This window comes from Pseudoflavonifractor sp. HNCC25GI2 (genome assembly GCF_058136395.1).
The window spans coordinates 305702-326084 of record NZ_JBYUOW010000002.1 but is presented as its reverse complement, the minus strand read 5'-3'; the positions used below and the strand labels follow the sequence as shown (position 1 = coordinate 326084).

Below are 20383 nucleotides of genomic sequence, written 5' to 3'. Positions count from 1 at the left end.
TTCTGGACAGGCATATATATTACCTTAATCCCAACCGGGCGTGAGATCTGACGAAGAAGGGCGAGTCCCTTCTTTTTTTCTTGCGTGTCCGGCACCATACAACTTTCCGGCCCCTGCACCCAGGGGTGAGGAGGGATGGAATGGCCAGAGAGACGCTCCCGGGACGGGAGCAGATTTTAAAGCGCATGTGGAAGCTGGCCAACGCCGACGTGGGCGACGCGGTGCGCCTGGCCTGCTTCCCGGAGGAGGACTGGGGCGGGCTTCAAAAGCTGGATCTGGACGCCCTCACCGAGTTTAAACGGGGCGCCAACGGCGTCATTGAACTGAAATTTGCCGACCGGGCCCGGCTGCTGGAGCGGCTGCTGGACGCCGCCGACCAGAGCGGCGAGGAGCAGGTGGACCGCTTTTTGCGGGCCATGGAGGAGAAGGGGGAATAAGCCGTGGAGGATCTGGTCTTTTCCCCCAAACAGCGCCGGGTGCTTACCTGGTGGCGGCCCGGCTCCCCCGACCGGGACAGGCAGGCCATCATCTGCGACGGGGCGGTGCGCAGCGGCAAGACATTGTGCACCGGCCTGTCCTTTTTCTGCTGGGCCATGCGCTCCTTCCAGAACCGGAATTTCGCCCTGTGCGGCAAGACCATCTCGTCCCTGCGGCGAAACCTGCTCTCGGAGCTCATTCCCCTGCTGGAGAATATGGGCTTCCGGTGCAGGATGCAGAACGGGCGAAACCTCATTCAGGTGCGACTGGGACGGCGAAAAAACACCTTCTACCTCTTCGGGGGAAAGGACGAGGGCTCGGCCGCCCTCATCCAGGGCATTACTCTGGCGGGGGCCCTGCTGGACGAGGTGGCCCTGATGCCCCGCTCCTTCGTGGAGCAGACCGCGGCCCGGTGCTCGGTGACCGGGAGTAGGCTGTGGTTCTCCTGCAACCCCGAGTCCCCCGGACACTGGTTTTACCGGGAGTGGATTGAGAAGGCGGAGGAGAAAAAGGTGCTGCGGCTCCAGTTTGCCATGACCGACAACCCCGGCCTCTCCCCGGAGGTGCTGGAGCGCTACCAGACCATGTTTGAGGGCACCTTCTACCGCCGGTTTGTGCTGGGAGAGTGGGTGGCTGCCGAGGGCATCATTTACGACTTCTTTGACGAGAGCTATGTATCCCCGGTGCCGGAGGGGGAGATGGAGCAGTGGTACATCTCCTGCGACTACGGCACGGTGAACCCCACCTCCATGGGCCTGTGGGGCAAGCAGGACGGGGTGTGGTACCGGGTGGCGGAGTACTACTACGACGCCCGGCAGGAGCGGCGGCAGAAAACCGACGAGGAACACGCCGACGCCCTGGCACGGCTTGCCGGGGGGCGGCGGATTGTGGCGGTGGTGGCCGACCCCTCCGCCGCCAGCTTTCTGGAGACCCTCCGCCGCCGGGGTTGGCGGGTGCGGCGGGCGGACAACGAGGTGCTCTCGGGCATCCGCCTCACCGCCCGGCTGCTGAAGGCAAGAAAGCTGGTCATCTGCCAGCCCTGCAAGGACGCCATCCGGGAGTTTTCCCTCTACCGCTGGGAGGACAAGGGGGACGGGCAGGACCGGGTGAAAAAAGAATACGACCACGCAATGGATGAAATTCGCTACTTCGCCTCCACCATTGTGGGCAAAGAGCGAAATGGCGGTTTTTTTGCAGGTTGCGTGGAGCGCCGGCTTTGACGGCGCGGTCGTATTCTTTTGGGGCCCCATTGCAAATGGGGCGGCGCGGTAAGCGCCGTAAATTCGGAGCCGCAGGCGGAGAATTTCCGGAGGGCGAATTCACTTCGCCCGAGGATATGAAAAGACGGGGCCCCCGACGGGGCTTGGCCCGGCGGGGAGATACGACCACGCGATGGATGAAATTCGCTACTTTGCCTCCACCATTGTGGGCAAGGAGCGAAACGGCGGTTTTTTTGCCGGCTGCGTGGAGCGGAAAACGCGCTGAAAATTGACAAAAAAGGGAGCGGGACAACATGAGATGGTGGAAGCAGAGACACCGGGAGGCGGCTTCTCCCGTGGTGCAGGTGCGCCGGACGGAGGGGCACCCCTTCGGCGTACTGGACCGGTACACCCCCCTGGGCGGCGGCTCGGTGGAGCTGTACCGGGCCATCCGGGAGGGCGTGCCCGTGGTGGAGGCCGCCGTGTGGAAGCTGGTTCGGCTGTGCGGCGGGGTACATCCCATCTGCCGGGACAAGAGGGCGCAGGAGGAACTGGATGCCTTCTGGCAGGGGGTGAACACCGGCTGGGGCCAGCAGGGGATGCAGTCCTTTCTGGACCGGTATCTGGACGACCTCTTTACCTGCGGCCACGCCCTGGGCGAGATTGTGCTCACCGGAGACGGACGGGATGTGGCGGCAGTGCTGTGCGCCGACCCGGAGCAGGTGGAGGCCCGGGAGGGGGACACCCCCCTGGACTTCCGGCTGTGCCGCCGGGAGGTGGGGGAGCCCAGGGAGCTGCCCTGGCAGGAGCTGCTCCTCTTCACCCCCTTCCAGCCCACCTCCGACAGCCCCTTCGGGGTGTCCCTCATGCGGTCCATGCCCTTTTTGACGGGCATTCTGCTGAAAATTTACCAGGCCATGGGCCAGAACTGGGAGCGGGCGGGCAACCTGCGCTTTGCGGTGGTCTGTAAGCCTGGGGAGGGCGAGGAGGCCTTTGCCCAGGAGCGGTGCAGCCAGATTGCCCAGGAGTGGTCCGCCGCCATGCAGGCCGGCCGGGAGGGGACAGTGCGGGACTTTGTGGCCGTGGGCGACGTGGACATCAAGGTCATCGGCGCCGACAGCCCCATTCTGGACAGTGAGGTGCCCGTGCGCCAGATTCTGGAGCAGCTGGTGGCCCGGACGGGCATCCCCCCCTTCATGCTGGGGCTTTCCTGGTCCTCCACCGAGCGCATGAGCGCCCAGCAGGCCGACCTGCTCACCAGTGAGATTACCGCCATCCGCCGCAGCGTGGAGCCAGCGCTCCAGAGGGTGGCCCAGCTGTGGCTTGGGCTGCGGGGCTATGACCCCCGGGTGACCCTGGAGTGGGAGGACATCAATCTCCAGGACATCGTAGAAGAAGCGAGAGCGGAGCTCTACCGCGCTCAGGCGGAGAAAATGAAGGAGGAAGCCGAATGAAGGTATTGAAGGAATCCCAGGGAGGCCAGCAGGCGGCGGTGACGGCAGAGGATCTGGCCCTCATCAACCTGCTCTCCCGGAAGGAGTTGAAGGAAGAGGACGTGTACGTCTTCTCCCTGCGCCTCTGCGACAACGAGGTGGACCGGGACCAGGAGCGCTTTGCACCCCAGACCCTGGAGGAGCTCTCCAGGCTGTTTGTGGGCAAGAGCGGCATCTTTGACCACCAGTGGTCCGCCCGGGGTCAGGCCGCCCGCATCTATAAGACCGAGGTCATTTTCCAGCCGGAGCGCACCACCAAGGCCGGGGACGGCTATTGCTGGCTGAAGGGCTGGGCCTACATGGCACGGACCGAGGGCTCAAAGGACCTGATTGCCGAAATTGAGGCGGGCATCAAAAAGGAGGTCAGCGTGGGCTGCGCCGTGGAAAAGTCGGTGTGCTCCATCTGCGGGGCCGACCTTCGTCAGGGGCAGTGCGGCCACAAGAAGGGCGAGTACTACGACGGCAGACTGTGCTACGCCAGCCTGGAGGGGGCCAGCGACGCCTATGAGTTCTCCTTTGTGGCGGTGCCCGCCCAGCCCGAGGCGGGCGTGGTGAAAGGAGCGGGCAGTGCCCGGACCCTGAAGGACCTGGTTCGCCGGAATCCCGGCCTGGCCGGAGAGCTGGAAGAGTTGGAGCGGGAGGCGGAAGCGGGACGGCAGTACCGCAAGGAACTCAAAGAGGAGACGGTACGCCTGGGCCTGCTGGCCGGGCTGGGCATGGACCGGGAGCTGCTGCTGGGCATGACGGAGAAGCTCTCCCTCGCCGAGCTTACCGCCCTGAAGGAGGCCTGGGGGGCCAAGGCCGCCCGGCGCTACCCCATCTGTCCCCAGCTGGAATACGGAGAAAAGAGCGGCCAGCCCGACGACAGCCGGGACGGCGCTTTTCTGATTTGATTTTTTTAAGGAGGTCAACAAACCATGAGCAAGTTTTCCTTTGAGGACATTGGAGCCGTGGTGGCCACCTTCGCCTGCGGCGAGGACGTGACCGGCGGCAAGGTGGTCAAGGTCACCGAAAACGGCACAGTGGGCCTGTGCTCGGCCAAGGACAAGTTCTGCGGCGTGGCCATGGAGCCCCGAAAGGGGGGCGCCGCCGTCCAGGTGAAGGGCTTTGTCACCGTCAGCACCACCGGCTCCCTCACCCCCGGCTGGGCCAATGTGGAGGCCGACGGCAACGGCGGCGTGCAGAGTTCCGCCGACGGCGGCATCCCCGTGCTGGTGGTCAGCGCCAGCGAAAACTCCGCCGTACTGTGTCTGTGAGAAGAAAGGGAGCGTGAAGAAAAATGGCTTTTTCCTATGACAATCTGAGACTGGACAAGGGCATGTATCAGGAGGCCGGGTCCACCTTTACTCAGGTGCTGGAGCGTCAGGACCCCAGCGAGCAGTACAAGGGCACCTCCCTGGAGGGCCTGGACGCCTTCCAGCGCCAGCTCAAGCGCTTTGACATCAAGGTGAAGGGCGCCGGCAGCGACGTGGTGGAGAAGTTCTTCCGCACCGCCGACTCCGCCGTCCTCTTCCCCGAGTACATCGCCCGCTCCGTCCGCCAGGGCATGGAGGAGGGCGACATCCTCCCCCACATCACCGCCGCCGTCACCAAGTTCGACGGCATGGATTACCGCTCCATCGCCTCCGAGGCCGGCGGCGAGGAGAAGGAGCTGCGCCAGGTGGACGAGGGCGCTTCCATCCCCGCCACTACCATCAAGGTGCAGGCCAACCTGGTGAAGCTGCGCAAGCGGGGCCGCATGCTGGTGGCCTCCTACGAGGCCGTCCGCTACCAGAAGCTGGACCTCTTTTCCGTCACCCTGCGCCAGATTGGCGCCCACATCGCCCGGGCCCACCTGGAGGACGCGGTGGACGTGCTGATGAACGGCGACGGCAACGGCAACGCCGCCCAGGTGGACGAGGTGTCCTCCTCCGGCACCCTGACCTATGACGACCTGGTGGACTTCTGGGCCAAGTTTGACCCCTACGAGATGAACGCTCTGCTGGTGTCCGGAGACGTGATGGTGAAGCTGCTGAAGCTCACCGAGTTCCAGAATCCCCTCACCGGCCTCAATTTCCAGGGCACCGGCAAGCTGACCACCCCCCTGGGGGCCACCCTGCTGCGCACCTCCGTCCTCCCCGAGGGCACGGCCATCGGTCTGGACAAGCGCTTCGCCCTGGAGATGGTGCAGGGCAGCGACGTAACCGTGGAGTACGACAAGCTCATTGACCGCCAGCTGGAGCGGGCCGCCATCACCACCATCAGCGGCTTTGCGAAGATTTTCCAGAACGCCAGCCGGGTCCTGGAGGTCTGAGATGGAGCTGGGCGAGGAAATTCTGGCCCTGTGCCGCCAAATGGGCGCCGGGGAGGAGCAGGACACGCTGCTCCTCCCCCTCATTGAGGCCGCCCAGGACAGCCTTCAGCGGAGGCTGAAGGCCGGCGTCTCGCCCCAGGACTGCGGCTCCGCCTTCCCCCTGGCGGTGGCCCTTACGGCCATGGACGGCCTCAGCGGGGCCGCCGGAGAGGGGGACGTGAGCTCCTTTTCCGCCGGCGAGGTGTCCGTCCAGCTGCGGGAGAAAAGCGGCGGCGGCCGGAGAGAGCAGGCCGAGCGCCTGCTGGCCCCCTGGCTGCGGGAGACGGGCTTTGCCTTCCGGGGGGTGGAGGGATGACGGACCGGGCGTGGAGGAGCATTTTGAGCCGGTACGGGCAGGAGGTTACCCTCCACCCCGCCGGGGGCGGCGAGGGAATTTCGCTAAAAGCCTTTCTCCAGCCGGTGCTCCAGAAGAGCGAGGACCAGCAGGTTCCCTCTCCCCTGGGCCTTCGGCGGGAGGACCGCTTTTTATATCTGGGGCCCGCCGATGTGCCTCTGGCGGACGGAGACCAGGTGGAATGGCAGGGCGGGCGCTATGCCATCCAGTCCGCCCATCCGGTGGGGCCGGAGACGGGCGGACACTTCTGGGCCCTGCTGCGGCCCACGGATGAGGAGGGGACCCTATGAATGGGGGCGTACAGGACATCACCAAGGCCCTTGCCGACTACCTGACGGAGCAGGGCGCCGCGGCGGTACCCGCCTGGAACACCGGGGCGCGGCAGAAGCTCAGCGGACCCACGGCGGTGGTGTCCCTGCGGGGATGCCGGGTGGCCCCGGTGGGCTTTCAGGACTACCTGGGCCAGCGGCAGCGGGAGGACGGCGTGTGGGAGGACTGGTACGGCCGGGAGGCCACCCTCACCTTCGGCCTGGACCTCTGCGCCCCGGAGGGGACGGAGGACGGGGCCTTCCAGGCCCTTTTAGACCAATTGTCCGCCGCCCTGCTGGCGGGCGCGCCCGAGGGGCTGGCGGTGGAGGAGTTTTCCTGGGGGGAGCTTACCTTCGACACCCAGCAGCGGCTGCTGCGCCAGAGCGCCCAGGCGGTGTGCCGGGCCTACCTCTGCGCGGCGGAGCAGGCCGACGGGCTGTTTACCGATTTTGAACTGCGAGGAGGCATAAAAGCATGAATGTGACAACCCATCAGCGGCCGGGGGTGTACTCGGCCTATGACGCCAGCACCATCGTCTCGGGCAGCGGCGGGGGCAGACTGGTGGGCCTGGCGGCGGTGAATACCGTGGCCACGGCGGGTGAGATACAGACTATCACCAGTTATGAGAAGGCGGTGGCCGTCTTCGGCTCCGACGGGGACGAGGACATGGCCGAGCTCATCCGCCTGGCCCTGAAAAACGGCGCCGGCGGCGTGAAGGCGGTGGCGGTGGCCAACGAGGAGGGCTACGACGCCGCCTTTGCCCTGTTGGAGCAGGAGGAGGACCTGGCGGTAGTGCTGTGCGGCAGCACTGACCAGAGTGTGCAGCAAAAGCTGCGGGACAGCGCGGTGACGGCGGCGGAGAACCGCCGGGAGCGGCTGTGCGTGGTGGCGGGAGCCGCCGGGGAAGATGAGGAGGCCCTCATCGCCCGGGCGGAGGCCATGAACAGTGAGCGGGTGGTGCTGGTGGCCCCCGCCGGGCTGGACCGGGACGGGGAGGCCATCTCCGGACTGGGTGTGGCCGCGGCGGTGGCAGGCGTGCTGGCCGGGGAAAGCGACCCCGCCATCCCCCTGGGTGGTGCGGAGCTGAAGGGCCTCTATGGCCTGGAGCAGCGCTACGACGACAACGCCCTGGACCTGCTCATTCTGGGGGGCGTCACCCCTGTTGAGAGTGTGTCCGGCATCGTGTCCGTGGTGCGGGGGGTAACCACCCGGACCAAGACCGGCGAGGTACAGGACGCCACCTGGCGGGACCTGGCCACCATTCGGGTGGTGGACGATGTGATTCCTTCCCTCCGCACCGCCCTGCGCACCAAGTTTGCCCGGGCCAAAAACACCGCCCAGAGCCGCAGCGCCATCCGGGCCCAGGTGGTGCTGGAGCTGGAAAACAAGCTGAAGCAGGAGATTATCACCGGCTATGAGGGCGTGGAGGTGTCTGCGGACACCCAGGATCCCACCCGCTGCCTGGTGGACTTCTCCTTCACCGTGGCCCACGGCATCAACCAGATCTGGCTCACGGCCCACATCACCGTGTGAGCGGGCAGGAATAGGAGGAAGTTTCTATGAGCGTGGCAGGATTCCCCACCAGCAGCGACATCTATCTGGAGGTGGACGGCACCCGGGTGGCCGTGGTGCAGAGCTACACCGCTAAGACCACCAAGAGCAGCACCGCCGTGGAGGCCTTCGGCGAATCGGAGCCGGTGGCCACCATCCCCGGCCAGGCCGTCCACACCGTACAGCTCAAGCGGCTGTACGCCACCGACGAGGCCATCCGGGACGGCATCGACTTTTACAACATGTCCGGCTTCTCCCTGGTCATCTGCAAGCCGGACCGGAAAATCATTTACAGCGGCTGCCAGTGGAGCTCCATTGAGGAGAGCGCCACTCTGGGCAGCATGGTGCTGGAGGAGGTCACCCTGGTGGCCACCCGGCGCATTGAGACGGAGGTGTAACCGGTGGCCCCTTCCATTTTGGCGGGACAGGACCGGCTGCCCCTGAATAACGGCATGGAGCTTCGGCTGCTGTCCGCCCTGGAGGTCCTCCAGGCCCGGCGGGAGGCGGGAGAGCTGGCCCAGGAGGACCGGGAGCGGGCCCTGTGCTCCAACGCCTGCCTGCTGGCCCGGGCCCTGGAGCAGGCGGAGGACCACACCCCCGTGTTTGCAGACGGCCGGGCGGTGCTCTCCGCCCTCACCGTGGAGGAGATTGCCGCCCTGGCCGGGCGGTGGGCCCGGTTCCGGCAGGAGAATAACCCTGGGCTGAACCTCACCGACGGGGAGCTGGAAGAGCTAAAAAAAAACTCCGTGACAGCCCCGGTGAGCGGCTTCGATGGCGGGTGCTGAGGGACTTCGGGGCTCTTCCCACCGAGCCCCGGGCCCGGGAGATGAAGGACCGGGACTATCTGTGGTGCCTGGTCCATCAGCTGCTGGACCGGGAGGAGGAGCTTTCCCGCCTGTGCCCGGAGTGCCGGGCCCGGGCGGAGGAGGCGCGCTGTCCGGTGTGCGGACGGACCCGAGGCGCTTGGGGGGAGGGAGCGGTGAATACCGCCTTTGACCAGGACCGGTTTGAACGGATGAGAGGGGGAGAGACCCGGTGACCGACTATCTGACCGAACTTCTGCGCCCGGAGGAGGATGCCCTGGAGCGGGCCATTCGAAGGGCGGAGAACGCCCTGGCCGGGGGGAGCGCGAAGGAAGCCGAGGCGAAGGAGAAACCCTCCCCCGGGAGGGAAGCGGCCCGGGCGGAGCCTGAGGACGAACGGTTGGAGACGGTCCGCTCCTTTGGGGAGCGGGCCGGACGTTTCTTGGGCCTGCCCCGGGAATCCACACAGGAAGAGAGAAACACGGCCCTCCGGGGCGGGGCGGAAGAGGGCTTTTCCCCGGAATTTGCCCAGTCTGAGGCCCAGCCCCTGGCCGGGGCCCTCCAAAAGGCGGACCGGAGCGCCGCACAGGCGGATGTGCTGACCCGCGGCGCGTCTGCCGTCCCCCCCACCGGAGACCGGACGAAGGCGGAGGACCTGGCCCGGACCGCCATGGGGCGGGCCCAGAGAGGCCGGGACGGCACCGGCGGGGAGCTGGACACCGCCCAACAGGTGGACCGGGCCTTCCGCCGGGACAGCCGCCGCTACGACGGCGGATTTTTCCTCTATTAAGACAGCGAGCGGAAAGGGAGCGATCACAGGATGCTGTCCCCCATGCGATACAAAAACTATATCTGGCCCCACAACCCCAGGGTGTACTCCATTGATTACGGGAAGACGCTGGTGGCCCACAAGATTCCCTATGGGCTCTACCGCCTGCAGAATCTGGGCCGGACCAACCGGATTATGGCGGGAGAGGGGGAGTTTGTGGGGGAGGACGCTTACAGCCAGTTCGGGATGCTGGCCAACGTCTTTTATGAGGACACCCCTGGGCTGCTGGTCCATCCCCTGTGGCAGGTGTCCAACGCCTACTTTGTCTCCCTGCGCTTAGAGCAGGAGCCCCGGCCCGACTATGTGCGCTACTCCTTTGTGTTCTGGGAGGATTACAGCCAGGCGGGCGACCTGGTGCTCCGGGTCACCGGCTCCACCGGTGGGACGGAAGGGGGCACACAGAGTACGGCTGCCTCCTCCGCACCCCAGTACCACCGGGTGGTGAAGGGGGACACCCTGTGGGCGCTGGCCAAGACCTACGGCCTTACCCTCAGCGAGCTCATCGCCCTCAACCCCCAGATTAAAAATCCCAACCTCATTTATGTGGGAGACGAGGTGAGAGTGAAGTGACGGGCTATGTCATGGACCGGGCCGGGGTGCGCTGGCAGCTGCCCCCTCTGCTGGCCTGGCAGCTGGACTACACCGCCGGGGTGCCCTGCGACAGCTTCTGGCTGCGCTTCCTCTGGAAGCAGGGGGCGGACACCAATCCACGGGAGTGGGTGGAATTTCAGGCGGAAGAAAATGGTGAGCGGGTCTTCACCGGTCTGGTGGACGAGTGCGAACGCACCCGGGACAGCGGCGGTGAGGTCATGGAGATCTCCGGCCGGGGGATGGCCGCCCGCCTTCTGGACAACGAGGCTCTGGGGCAGGACTATGCCACCGCCACCCTGGCGGACATTTTGCGGGACCACGTGACCCCCTACGGCATCACGGTGGCCCCGGGGGCCAGCCTGCCCGCCGTGTCCCAATTTTCGGTGGCCGTGGGCAGCAGCGAGTGGTCGGTGGTCTACGACTTTGCACGGTACTACGGCGGCGTGGCACCCCGCTTTGACAAGCTGGGGCGGCTGGTGCTCACCGGTTGGACCGAGGGGGAGGAGCGGGTGCTGGGAGACAGCGTCCCGGTGACCAAGCTGTTGTGCCGGAACCGGCGGTACGGAGTTTTGTCCCAGGTACTGGTGCGGGACCGGTACTCCGGAGCGGTGCAGACGGTGGAAAACGGGGACTTTCTGGCCCTGGGAGGCATGGCCCGGCGGGTCATTACCATGCCCGGGCGGAGCACCTACAAGACCATGCGCTACTCCGGGCAGTTCCAGCTGGACAAGTCGGAGGCCCAGCTGGAGCGGCTGGAGGTGGAGGTGGCCCTGCCCTTCTGTGCCTGGCCCGGCGACCTGGTGGTGCTGGAGCGCAGCAACTGGGACCGGAACGGCCGCTACCGGGTGGCCCAGGCTACCGTAGGCATGGACGAGCGGGGCAGCTGGACGCGGCTGGATCTGGCCCGGCCGGACTTTGTGGTGTGAGGTGAGGGGTATGTGGACATCGGAACGGACACGGAGACCGGCTCAGGAGGAGCCGGCCGCGGAACTGGGCGCGGTGACCCTGGGGGGCGACCCCGCGGGCGTGGCCCTGGGCGGGGAGCGGAGATGGCTGAACGTCTACGCCCCCGGTGGGTACAGCTGGCGCCCGTCGGTGGGGGAAAAGGTGCTGGTGCTCAAGGCGGGGGGCGAGCGGGAGCTGCCCTGCATCGTGGGCACCGCCCAGAACGGCAGTGGTCTGAAACCCGGTGAGGTGAGCCTCCGGGGCGGGAGCAGCCAGGTGTATCTGGGACAGGACAATCTGGAGCTCAGCGGCCGCATCAAGGTAAACGGAATGGATCTGGAGCTGTATATCCGGGAGATTGTGGGCGAGATGCTGGGCGCCCTGGGAGGTTAACATGGAGCGGAAGCTGATAAACGGCGAATATGTACCCAACGGGGCGGGGGGACTGACCACCCTGGAGGGGGCCCAGGAGGTGCTGGCCCGGGTGCTGTTCCGCCTCACCGCCCGGCGGGGCGGCCTGTCCTTCCGGCCCAATCTGGGCAGCCGGCTCTACCAGGTGCTGAGGGAGAAGCCCTCCGCCCGCCAGGCCCTGGCCGCCCAGTACGCCGCCGAGGCCCTGGAGGAGGAGACGGATTTGAAGCTCTCCGGAGTGGAGTGGCAGGACACAGAGGATGGCGGCCGGGTGGTGGTGCGCCTGGAGTGGCGGGGGGAGACCCTCACCGCCCAGGTGGATCTGTGAAAAATGAGGTGACGGCAAGTTGAAAACGGTTGAGACCATTTATGAGGAGATGCTGGAGCAGTTCGGCACCCGCACGGGGCTGGAGCCGGTGGAGGGCTGTGACCTGTCCGCCCGGCTGTACGCCGTAGCTGCCCAGGTGTATGCCCTGTACGTCCAGGCCGACTGGGTGGCCCGGCAGGCCTTTCCTCAGACCGCCCAGGGGGAGTATCTGGACCGCCACGCCCAGCTGAGGAGCCTGGAGCGGAAGGGGGCGGTGGCCGCCCAGGGTGTGGTGCGCTTCACTGCAGGAGAGACGGCGGCGGAGGACCGAATCATTCCCCAGGGGACGGTGTGCATGACGGTGGGCCTGGTGCGCTTTGAGACCACCCAGGAGGGCGTCATTTCCGCGGGAGAACTGACCGCCGATGTGCCCGTCCGGGCGCTCACCGAGGGTGCGGCGGGCAACGTGGGGGCGGGCACCATTGTGACCATGGCGGTGGCTCCGGTGGGGGTGCTGTCCTGCACCAATCCCCAGCCCTGCACCGGCGGAGAGGAGGCGGAGGACGACGAGACCCTGCGGGCCCGGGTGCTGGACACCTTCAAGCGCCTGCCCAACGGGGCCAACGCCGCCTTCTATGAACAGAGCGCCCTGTCCTTCGACGGAGTGGCCGCGGCGGCGGTAGTGCCCCGCCCCAGAGGGACAGGCAGTGTGGACGTGGTGGTGGCCACCCCCTCCGGCCTGCCTGGGGAGGATCTGCTCCGTGAGCTGACGGAGTACTTCCAGGCCCGGCGGGAGATTGCCGTGGATGTGCAGGTGCGGGCCCCGGAGACGGTATCGGTGGATGTGACCGTCCGGGTAAAGGCCAGGGAGGGCCGGGACCAGCAGGCGGTGGAACAGGCAGTGGAGCAGGCCCTGCGGGACTGGTTCACCGGAAAAATCCTGGGCCAGAGCGTGCTGCTGGCCAAGCTGGGCAGCCTCGTCTACGGCTGTGAGGGCGTGGAGAACTACGCCATCTCCGCCCCCGCCTCCGACGTGGCGGTGGAGTCTGACGTGCTGCCTGTGCTGGGTACGCTGACGGTGGAGGAATTGGTATGAGCTACGCCCAATATCTCAAAGAGCTGCTGCGCCCCCTGGGGGTCTACGACCTGGAGGCCCCCTTCTCCGGAGGCGAGCTGGACACGGAAGGGCAGGCTCTGGACGGAGCCGAAGAAACGCTGGAGGAGGTGGGCCGGGAGGTGGACCTCACCTCCGCCCGGGACTGGGGCCTGGAGCGGCTGGCCGGCCTCTTTGTCCGCCACCCGGCGGCGGGCAGCCCGGAGGAGCTGGGCCAGGCGCTGGCCGCCCTGCTGCGCATCGGCGGGGACAGCTTTACTCCGGAGGCCATCAACGACACCATCTCCGGCTGCGGCATTCCCGCCCGGGTGGAGGAGACCGGCGTGGGCACGGTACAGGTGCGCTTCCCCGGCACCGCCGGCGTGCCCCGGGACTTTGAACAGCTGAAGAAAAATGTGGAGGACATCCTCCCTGCCCACCTGACCATCGAGTACTGGTTCTGGTACCTCACCTGGGCGGAGCTGGAGAAAAAATTCTCCTGCTGGGCGGACATTGAGGCCCTGAACCTGACTTGGGAACAGCTGGAAACCTATGTGAGCTGAAATGGAACGAGGAACCCTCTTTTTTATCCGAAATGTTGGCTGCGCGGGGTTGCATTTTTGGAAAAAGATCCTATAATAGCCTGTGGAAAGCGGTGCGCGGTCCGGTTTGTACGCGCCGTAAATAAAAAGGGAGGGTTCTTTATGATCAGTTTCTTTCTGTGTCTGATCATCCTGGTAGGCGGCTACTTTACCTACGGCAAAGTGGTCGACAACACCTTTGGCCCGGATGATCGCGAAACTCCCGCTGTCCGCATCAACGACGGTGTTGACTACGTCGTCATGCCCCAGTGGAAGCTATTCCTGGTGCAGCTGCTGAATATCGCCGGCCTCGGCCCCATCTTCGGCGCTATGCAGGGTGCCCTGTGGGGACCTGTGGTGTTCCTGTGGATTACCTTCGGCACCATCTTTGCCGGCGGTGTTCACGACTACTTCTCCGGTATGATGAGTGAGCGCAACGACGGCGCCTCCATTGCCGAGATTACCGGCAAGTACCTGGGCCCCGTGATGAAGAATGTCATGCGTGTGTTCTCCGTGGTGCTGCTGGTCATGGTAGGTACCGTGTTCGCTGTGGGTCCTGCCGGATTGCTGGTTACCCTGTTCAAGAACGGCGGTCACAGCGGCATTTTGACCACCACCCTGTTCTGGCTGGTCATTATCCTGGTCTACTACTTCATCGCAACCTTTATCTCCATTGACAAGATCATCGGTAAGGTCTACCCCATCTTCGGTATCTGCCTTATCATCATGGCTGTGGGCGTGGGCTTCGGCGTCATCACCAAGTCTGAGTTCGTCATCCCCGAGATCTGGACCCACTTCTATAACATGCATCCCTCTGGAACTCCTATCTGGAGCTTCATGTTCATCACCGTGGCCTGCGGCGCCATCTCCGGCTTCCACGCCACGCAGTCTCCTCTGATGGCCCGGTGCATGAAGTCCGAGCGTCAGGGCCACATGGTGTTCTACGGCGCCATGGTCTGTGAGGGCGTCATCGCTCTGGTGTGGGCCGCTGCCGGCTGCGCCATCTACGCTGTTACCGACGGCCTGAACACCGGCCTGGCTGAGGTTCTGGCTCAGGGCCAGTCCGCCGCCATCTACGACGTGTGCTCCAAGACCATGGGCGGCATCGGCATCGCCCTGGCCATGATCGGCGTGGTGGTCTGCCCCATCACCTCCGGCGACACCGCCTTCCGTTCTGCCCGTCTGACTCTGGCTGACTGGATTCACCTGGATCAGGATTCCTGGGTCAACCGCCTGAAGCTGTGCATCCCCGTGCTGGGCGTGGGCACCTTCCTGGGTGTGGGCAACGCCCTTGGGTACATCGACTACACCGTCATTTGGCGTTACTTCAGCTGGACCAACCAGACCCTGGCCATGATCGTTCTGTGGGCCGGCAGCATGTACCTCTACCAGCAGAAGAAGAACTACTGGATCACTGCTGTTCCCGCCACCTTCATGAGCGCTGTGTCCTGCACCTACTTCATCCTGGCCCCCGAGTGCCTGGGCGGCCTGGTGAATCCTGCGGGCGGCTACAACACCGTGGTGGCCTACCCCATCGGCGTCATCTTCGCCGCGCTGCTGCTGTTCATCTTCATCCGCGCCACCAAGAAGCAGCCGGTGAACCAGTAATCAAACAAAATCTCCCGCTGTGCTGAGACACGGCCTGCCAGCTGCTGCCCGAGCGCGGCAGCTGGCAGATTTTTCTATGGAGTGGATTGCATGTTCAAGCCCATACAGCTCTCTTCCGCCTCGCTGGAGCCCGCCGTCCTGGCGGAGGACAAAAAGCGCTGCCGCCGGGTGGGGCCCTGCGGCCTGGGAGAAAAGGCCCTGTACCTCAACAGCTTCTACATTGACCGTCGGTACTATATCCCCTACTCCGCCATCACCCGGGTCTTCAAGCGGGTGGCCATGAGCAAGGGCGGCTTCACCCGCAAGGGGGTCTTCGCCTCCATGGCCTATCTGGTGGTGGAGTACGACGGCGGGAAGGAGAAGCAGTGCAACTTCAAGTATGAGGAGCAGGTGGACCAGCTGCTGGCCCTGCTGGAGCAGTCCCACCCGGAGATTAAACGGGTGAGCGCCGCGGCGGAAAAGCGGCTGGCCGAGCGGGAGAAGGCCAGGCGGAAGGAGAAAAAGCCGGAGATTACCCCCGAGGCCCGGGCGGAAATTGCCCGGCTGGAGGAGGCCTCCGCCTTCCTGGAGGGGCGGCCGGAGCTCACCCTGGAGCTCTCCCAGGCGGCCCGGCGCAAGCGGGCCTACCTGTGCACCAACCCCAGCTACCGCTGGGTGGCCATGGCCATCACCCTGCTGGGCGTGGTGTCCCTGGGCTTTGGAATTTACTCCATCCTCAATGGGGGCGGCTTTGCCGTCTACTTCCTGCTGCTGGGTCTGGCGGCCATTTTCCTCTTCTCCGGCGCCAGCGTCCTGCCCACCGCCCAGAATAACCGCAAGGTGGTGATGGGCCGGGCCGAGAGAGCCCAGAATGCCATGGAGGACTACCTGGCCTCCCGGCCTGACTTCCCCCTCCCCGCCCGCTACGCCCACCCGGTGGTGCTGCGGCGGATGGTGCGCGCCCTGGAGTATGGCCGGGCCGCCAACGGAGAGCAGGCCCTGGAGGTGGTCAAAAAAGACCTCCAGGCCCTCAACTCCAACGTGGAGGTGGATCAGGAGGAGTACGACGAGGTGGTGGCCATCAAGGCCATGTTCCTCAACGAGGACTACCAATAACCATAAAAAAGCCCCGTCCGGCACAGCCGGACGGGTTTTTTTGCTTGTAAGGAAGGAAGCGTCAGCCCTGGGCCTGGGCCTCCACCAGGCGCACGCCGCAGTACTTCTCCCGCAGCTTGGGCTTTTCAATTTTGCCCGTTGGATTGCGGGGTACGTCGGCAAAGATGATCTTCCGGGGGCGCTTATAGCGAGGCAGATCCATGCAGAACTGGTTGATTTCGCTCTCGGTGCAGGTCATGCCATCCTTGAGTTGGATGATGGCGGCGGCAATCTCGCCCAGACGCTTGTCGGGCAGGCCGATGACGGCCACGTCGTGGATCTTGGGGTAGGCGGACAGGAAGTCCTCGATCTGCACGGGGTACAGGTTTTCGCCGCCGGAGATGATGACGTCCTTCTTACGGTCCACCAGGTAGTAGAAGCCCTCCTCATCCTGGCGGGCCATGTCGCCGGTGTGGAGCCAGCCGTCCTTGAGCACGGCGGCGGTGGCCTCCGGGTCGTGGTAGTAGCAGATCATCACGCCGGGGCCCTTGACGCACAGCTCGCCCACCTCGCCCTGGGGGACCACCTGGTCCTGCTCATCCACAATCTTAATCTTCCAGCCGTAGCCGGGCACGCCGATGGCGCCCACCTTGTCAATGTTCTCCATCCCCAGGTGGACACAGCCCGGGCCGGTGGACTCGGACAGGCCGTAGTTGGTGTCGTACTTGTGGTGGGGGAAGTAGCTCAGCCAGTGCTTGATGAGGGAGGGGGGCACGGGCTGTGCGCCGATGTGCATGAGCCGCCACTGACTGAGCTGGTACTCCTCTGCCTTCAAGTCTCCCCGGTCCAGAGCGGCCAGGATGTCCTGGCACCAGGGCACCAGCAGCCACACGATGGTACAGCGCTCCTGGGATACGGCGTCAAAGATGGCCTGGGGGGTGTTGCCCTTCAGGAGGACCGCCTTGCTGCCGGTAAACAGGGAGCCGAACCAGTGCATCTTGGCTCCGGTGTGGTACAGGGGCGGGATGCACAGGAACACGTCCTCATGGGTGGTGGCGTGGTGGATGGCCTCCATCCGGGCGGCGTGGAGGAGGGAGGAGTGGCGCAGAAGAATGGCCTTGGGGAAACCGGTGGTGCCGGAGGAGTAGTAGATGGCCGCCTCGTCCTCGTCATCCACCAGCACCTTGGGGGCGGCGGAGGAGCAGTTGGCGGTGGCCCGGTGGTAGTCCTCGGCAAAGGAGGGGCAGGTCTCCCCTACGAAAAACAGCAGACGGTCCCGGCCGATGGAGGGGACAACGTCCTCCACACGGCCGATAAACTCCGGGCCGAAGAACAGCACGTCCACGTCGGCCAGCTTGACGCAGTACTCGATCTCCTGGGCGGTATAGCGGAAGTTCAGGGGCACCGCGATGGCCCCCGCCTTCAGGATGCCGAAGTAGATGGGCAGCCACTCCAGGCAGTTCATCAGCAGAATGGCCACCTTCTGGCCCTTCTTCAGGCCCCGACCCAGCAGCATGTTGGCCACCCGGTTGGCCTTCTCGTCAAAGACCGACCAGGTGATTTCCCGGCGGTAGGGGGTGGAGGAGGTGGGCTGAATGAGGGCGTACTCCCGCCAGGTGACCCGGGGCTCCTCCTGGATCTCCGGGTTAATCTCCACCAGGGCGATCTCCTCGCCGTAGAGCTTGCTGTTGCGCTCCAGCAGATCGGTAATGGGCATAACCAGTCGTTCCTTTCCAAACGGGGTGGACCCCGTTGTGCTTCAATGGTTTTAATCTTTAAACCGTTAAAGTATCATACCCAATTTTTCCCCAAATGTCAAGAGGGGCAAAAAATTTCCCCGGGGACCGGGCGGGACGGCGCAAAAAGGCCCTTGACAAATGGTCCGGCGGGTGTATAATGCAACCAATAAACGTGATGACGAAGACAAAGTAGCGTACAGATCCGCCAATTCAGAGAGTTCCCGGCTGGTGCGAGGGGCATGGCGCTGTGTGTGAAATTTCATCTTCCGAGCTGTCCGAGGAACGGCCGTGGGGCCAAGTAGAGCGGAACGGGGGCCTCCCGTTACAGGGGCAGGGTGTTGTGGGACACCCGGCGAGGCCGTGCTCCGCGAGGGGGCGGCAAATAGAGGTGGTACCGCGGGAGATGTTCCCCGTCCTCTGGCAGTCTTTGGACGCCAGAGGTTTTTTTGTACCCTTTTTGCCCCGAACGGGGAATTGGAGGGAATTCTCTTTACCTTTGCGCTTTTATGTGCTACACTTTAAGGGAATGAATTAGCCCCCTGGAGGGGCTGCCGGAAAAGGAGTGGTACCATGGCGAAAGCGGAAAAGAGAGCCCGGAGCCTGGCGCTGTACGAGACCATCCTGAAATTGAAGGATTTGGACGAGTGCTGCAAGTTTTTTGACGATTTGTGCACCCCCACGGAGCTGCGCTCTCTGGAGCAGCGCTTTGACGTGGCGGTCTACCTCCAGCAGGGTCTGGTGTATCTGGACATCCTGGAGAAGACCGGGGCCAGCAGCGCCACCATCAGCCGGGTGCGCCGGTCCATGCTGGACAACGGCGCCGGCGGCGTGATGCAGGAGGTCATTGTCCGGGAGGGGCTGGACAAGGCCGAAAACCAGCCGGAGTGAGGCTCCGGGACCTTGAGAACACAGACAGAACAACGGAAAGAAAGCAGGGAAAGCCATGAAAGAACTGATGTTGGGCAACGCCGCCGTTGCCCGGGGACTGTATGAGGCCGGATGCTGTGTCGTCTCCAGCTACCCCGGCACCCCCAGCACCGAAATTACCGAGGAGGCCGTCAAGTACGACGACATCTACTGCGAGTGGGCCCCCAACGAGAAGGTAGCCATGGAGGCCGCCTTCGGCGCGTGCCTGGCCGGCAAGCGCTCCTTCTGCGGTATGAAGCACGTGGGCCTGAACGTGGCCGCCGATCCCCTCTTCACCATGTCCTACACCGGCGTCAACGCCGGTCTGGTCATCGGCGTGGCCGACGACGCCGGGATGCACTCCTCCCAGAACGAGCAGGACTCCCGCCGCCACGCCATCGCTGCCAAGGTGCCCATGCTGGAGCCCTCCGACTCCGCCGAGGCCCTGGCCTTTGCCAAGCTGGCCTATGAGCTCTCCGAGGAGTTTGACACCCCCGTCATTCTGAAGATGTGCACCCGTGTGGCCCACTCCCAGTCCCTGGTGGAGACGGGCGAGCGCACCGTGCCCGTGAAGAGCTACGAGAAGAACATCGCCAAGTACGTCATGATGCCGGGCAACGCCATCCGCCGCCACCCCGTGGTGGAGGAGCGCACCCGCAAGCTCATCGAGTGGGCGGAGACCGCACCCATCAACCGTGTGGAGATGGGCGGCACCAAGCTGGGCATCATCACCTCCTCCACCTCCTACCAGTACGTGAAGGAAGTGTTCGGGGACAGCGTGTCCGTCCTCAAGCTGGGCATGGCCAACCCCCTGCCCGTGAAGCTCATTCAGGACTTCGCCAGTAAGGTTGAAAAGCTGGTGGTGGTGGAGGAGCTGGACCCCATCATCGAGGAGCACTGCCGCCGCCTGGGCCTGGATGTGGCCGGCAAGGACGTGCTGCCCATGGAGGGGGAGTTCTCCCAGAACCTGGTGGCCGCCAAGCTGGGCGGCACGGTACATACCGGCAAGGCCCTCTCCGATGCCATTCCTCCCCGTCCCCCCGTCATGTGCGCCGGCTGCCCCCACCGCGGCCTCTTCTACACCCTGAACAAGAATAAGTGCACTGTCCTGGGCGACATCGGCTGCTACACTCTGGGCGCTGTGGCCCCCCTGTCCGCCATGGACATGACATTGTGCATGGGCGCCTCCATCTCCGCCATCCACGGCTTCAACAAGGCCCTGGGTGAGGAGAGCGAGGGCAAGACCGTGGCCGTCATCGGCGACTCCACCTTCATGCACTCCGGCATGACCGGCCTTGCCAACATTGCCTACAACCAGTCCAACTCCACCGTGATTATCCTGGACAACTCCATCACCGGCATGACCGGCCACCAGCAGAATCCCACCACCGGCTACAACATCAAGGGCGACCCGGCGGGCAAGATCGACCTGGAGGCCCTGTGCCGGGCCATGGGCTTTAACCGCGTCCGTGTGGTGGACCCCTACGACCTGAAGGCCTGCGACCAGGCGGTGAAGGAGGAGCTGGCGGCCAAGGAGCCCTCGGTGATCATCTCCCGCCGGCCCTGCGCCCTCTTGAAGTACGTCAAGCACAAGGCGCCCCTGAAGGTGAACACCGACAAGTGCATCGGCTGCAAGAGCTGCATGAAGATCGCCTGCCCCGCCATCTCCATCAAGGAGGGCAAGGCCCATGTGGACAACACCCTGTGCGTGGGCTGCGGCGTCTGCGAGCAGCTGTGTCCCGTGAGTGCCTTTGAGAGCACCGGCAAGGAGGAGTAAGCC

At 64.8% G+C, this 20383-nt stretch carries 25 protein-coding genes; 24 read left to right on the top strand and 1 reads right to left on the bottom strand.

Going from position 1 to position 20383, the window contains the following annotated elements; translation table 11 throughout:
* Positions 1-140: 140 nt before the first annotated feature.
* The 22 genes from AC3YUO_RS04100 to AC3YUO_RS03995 all read left to right on the top strand — a co-directional run bounded on the left by AC3YUO_RS04100 (position 141) and on the right by AC3YUO_RS03995 (position 15979).
* Positions 141-437 carry an XRE family transcriptional regulator gene (locus tag AC3YUO_RS04100; protein ID WP_489961776.1) on the top strand — a complete coding sequence of 99 codons (297 nt, stop codon included), beginning with the start codon at positions 141-143 and terminating at the stop codon, positions 435-437.
* 3 nt (positions 438-440) lie between these two features.
* A complete protein-coding gene (locus tag AC3YUO_RS04095; RefSeq protein ID WP_489961775.1) occupies positions 441-1697 on the top strand; it encodes a PBSX family phage terminase large subunit in 1257 nt (418 codons plus the stop codon).
* Between the two features lie 293 nt (positions 1698-1990).
* Positions 1991-3130: a serine/threonine protein phosphatase gene (locus AC3YUO_RS04090; protein WP_489961774.1), complete on the top strand. Its 1140-nt coding sequence runs from the start codon at positions 1991-1993 to the stop codon at positions 3128-3130.
* The gene (locus AC3YUO_RS04085; protein ID WP_489961773.1) at positions 3127-4062 is read left to right on the top strand and encodes a hypothetical protein; all 936 of its coding nucleotides are present in this window, start codon (positions 3127-3129) and stop codon (positions 4060-4062) included. The genes AC3YUO_RS04090 and AC3YUO_RS04085 overlap by 4 nt, the downstream gene beginning before the upstream one ends.
* A 24-nt stretch (positions 4063-4086) precedes the next feature.
* On the top strand, positions 4087-4425 hold the full coding sequence (locus AC3YUO_RS04080; protein WP_489961772.1) for a hypothetical protein: 339 nt from the start codon (positions 4087-4089) through the stop codon (positions 4423-4425).
* A 23-nt stretch (positions 4426-4448) separates the two neighbouring features.
* Complete coding sequence (locus tag AC3YUO_RS04075) at positions 4449-5462, top strand: phage major capsid protein (protein WP_489961771.1); 1014 nt, start codon at positions 4449-4451, stop codon at positions 5460-5462.
* A gap of 1 nt (position 5463) precedes the next feature.
* Positions 5464-5817 carry a hypothetical protein gene (locus tag AC3YUO_RS04070; RefSeq protein ID WP_489961770.1) on the top strand — a complete coding sequence of 118 codons (354 nt, stop codon included), beginning with the start codon at positions 5464-5466 and terminating at the stop codon, positions 5815-5817.
* A 23-nt stretch (positions 5818-5840) separates the two neighbouring features.
* Complete coding sequence (locus AC3YUO_RS04065) at positions 5841-6146, top strand: hypothetical protein (RefSeq protein ID WP_489961769.1); 306 nt, start codon at positions 5841-5843, stop codon at positions 6144-6146.
* Positions 6143-6643 (top strand): hypothetical protein, encoded by a 501-nt coding sequence (locus AC3YUO_RS04060; protein ID WP_489961768.1) that lies wholly within the window; start codon positions 6143-6145, stop codon positions 6641-6643. Before AC3YUO_RS04065 ends, AC3YUO_RS04060 begins: the two co-directional genes overlap by 4 nt.
* Positions 6640-7698 carry a phage tail sheath C-terminal domain-containing protein gene (locus AC3YUO_RS04055; protein ID WP_489961767.1) on the top strand — a complete coding sequence of 353 codons (1059 nt, stop codon included), beginning with the start codon at positions 6640-6642 and terminating at the stop codon, positions 7696-7698. Before AC3YUO_RS04060 ends, AC3YUO_RS04055 begins: the two co-directional genes overlap by 4 nt.
* A gap of 26 nt (positions 7699-7724) precedes the next feature.
* Positions 7725-8114, top strand: coding sequence for a hypothetical protein (locus AC3YUO_RS04050; protein WP_118641772.1), 390 nt, complete (start codon positions 7725-7727; stop codon positions 8112-8114).
* A gap of 3 nt (positions 8115-8117) precedes the next feature.
* On the top strand, positions 8118-8501 hold the full coding sequence (locus AC3YUO_RS04045) for a hypothetical protein (protein WP_489961766.1): 384 nt from the start codon (positions 8118-8120) through the stop codon (positions 8499-8501).
* Positions 8495-8755 (top strand): molybdopterin oxidoreductase, encoded by a 261-nt coding sequence (locus AC3YUO_RS04040; protein WP_489961765.1) that lies wholly within the window; start codon positions 8495-8497, stop codon positions 8753-8755. Before AC3YUO_RS04045 ends, AC3YUO_RS04040 begins: the two co-directional genes overlap by 7 nt.
* Positions 8752-9309, top strand: a complete 558-nt coding sequence (locus AC3YUO_RS04035) for a hypothetical protein (protein WP_489961764.1) — start codon at positions 8752-8754, stop codon at positions 9307-9309. Before AC3YUO_RS04040 ends, AC3YUO_RS04035 begins: the two co-directional genes overlap by 4 nt.
* A gap of 42 nt (positions 9310-9351) precedes the next feature.
* Positions 9352-9918 carry a LysM peptidoglycan-binding domain-containing protein gene (locus AC3YUO_RS04030; RefSeq protein WP_489961763.1) on the top strand — a complete coding sequence of 189 codons (567 nt, stop codon included), beginning with the start codon at positions 9352-9354 and terminating at the stop codon, positions 9916-9918.
* On the top strand, positions 9915-10865 hold the full coding sequence (locus AC3YUO_RS04025; RefSeq protein ID WP_489961762.1) for a hypothetical protein: 951 nt from the start codon (positions 9915-9917) through the stop codon (positions 10863-10865). Before AC3YUO_RS04030 ends, AC3YUO_RS04025 begins: the two co-directional genes overlap by 4 nt.
* A 10-nt stretch (positions 10866-10875) precedes the next feature.
* Positions 10876-11277, top strand: a complete 402-nt coding sequence (locus AC3YUO_RS04020) for a hypothetical protein (protein ID WP_489961761.1) — start codon at positions 10876-10878, stop codon at positions 11275-11277.
* A gap of 1 nt (position 11278) precedes the next feature.
* Positions 11279-11623 carry a hypothetical protein gene (locus AC3YUO_RS04015; protein WP_489961760.1) on the top strand — a complete coding sequence of 115 codons (345 nt, stop codon included), beginning with the start codon at positions 11279-11281 and terminating at the stop codon, positions 11621-11623.
* A 19-nt stretch (positions 11624-11642) separates the two neighbouring features.
* Complete coding sequence (locus AC3YUO_RS04010; protein ID WP_489961759.1) at positions 11643-12698, top strand: baseplate J/gp47 family protein; 1056 nt, start codon at positions 11643-11645, stop codon at positions 12696-12698.
* Positions 12695-13258 (top strand): DUF2313 domain-containing protein, encoded by a 564-nt coding sequence (locus tag AC3YUO_RS04005; protein WP_489961758.1) that lies wholly within the window; start codon positions 12695-12697, stop codon positions 13256-13258. The genes AC3YUO_RS04010 and AC3YUO_RS04005 overlap by 4 nt, the downstream gene beginning before the upstream one ends.
* Positions 13259-13399: 141 nt before the next feature.
* Entirely contained in the window at positions 13400-14884 is a 1485-nt protein-coding gene (locus tag AC3YUO_RS04000; protein ID WP_489961757.1) for a carbon starvation CstA family protein, read from the top strand.
* Between the two features lie 90 nt (positions 14885-14974).
* A complete protein-coding gene (locus AC3YUO_RS03995; RefSeq protein WP_489961756.1) occupies positions 14975-15979 on the top strand; it encodes an ATPase P in 1005 nt (334 codons plus the stop codon).
* Between the two features lie 61 nt (positions 15980-16040).
* Here AC3YUO_RS03995 and AC3YUO_RS03990 read toward each other — a convergent pair whose 3' ends face one another.
* Positions 16041-17675, bottom strand: coding sequence for a class I adenylate-forming enzyme family protein (locus AC3YUO_RS03990; RefSeq protein WP_489961755.1), 1635 nt, complete (start codon positions 17673-17675; stop codon positions 16041-16043).
* A 592-nt stretch (positions 17676-18267) separates the two neighbouring features.
* Between AC3YUO_RS03990 and AC3YUO_RS03985 the strand changes: the two genes are divergently transcribed.
* Both AC3YUO_RS03985 and iorA read left to right on the top strand, forming a co-directional pair.
* A complete protein-coding gene (locus AC3YUO_RS03985; RefSeq protein ID WP_118641762.1) occupies positions 18268-18585 on the top strand; it encodes a YerC/YecD family TrpR-related protein in 318 nt (105 codons plus the stop codon).
* A 55-nt stretch (positions 18586-18640) separates the two neighbouring features.
* Complete coding sequence (gene iorA / locus AC3YUO_RS03980) at positions 18641-20380, top strand: indolepyruvate ferredoxin oxidoreductase subunit alpha (RefSeq protein WP_489961754.1); 1740 nt, start codon at positions 18641-18643, stop codon at positions 20378-20380.
* Positions 20381-20383: the final 3 nt, after the last annotated feature.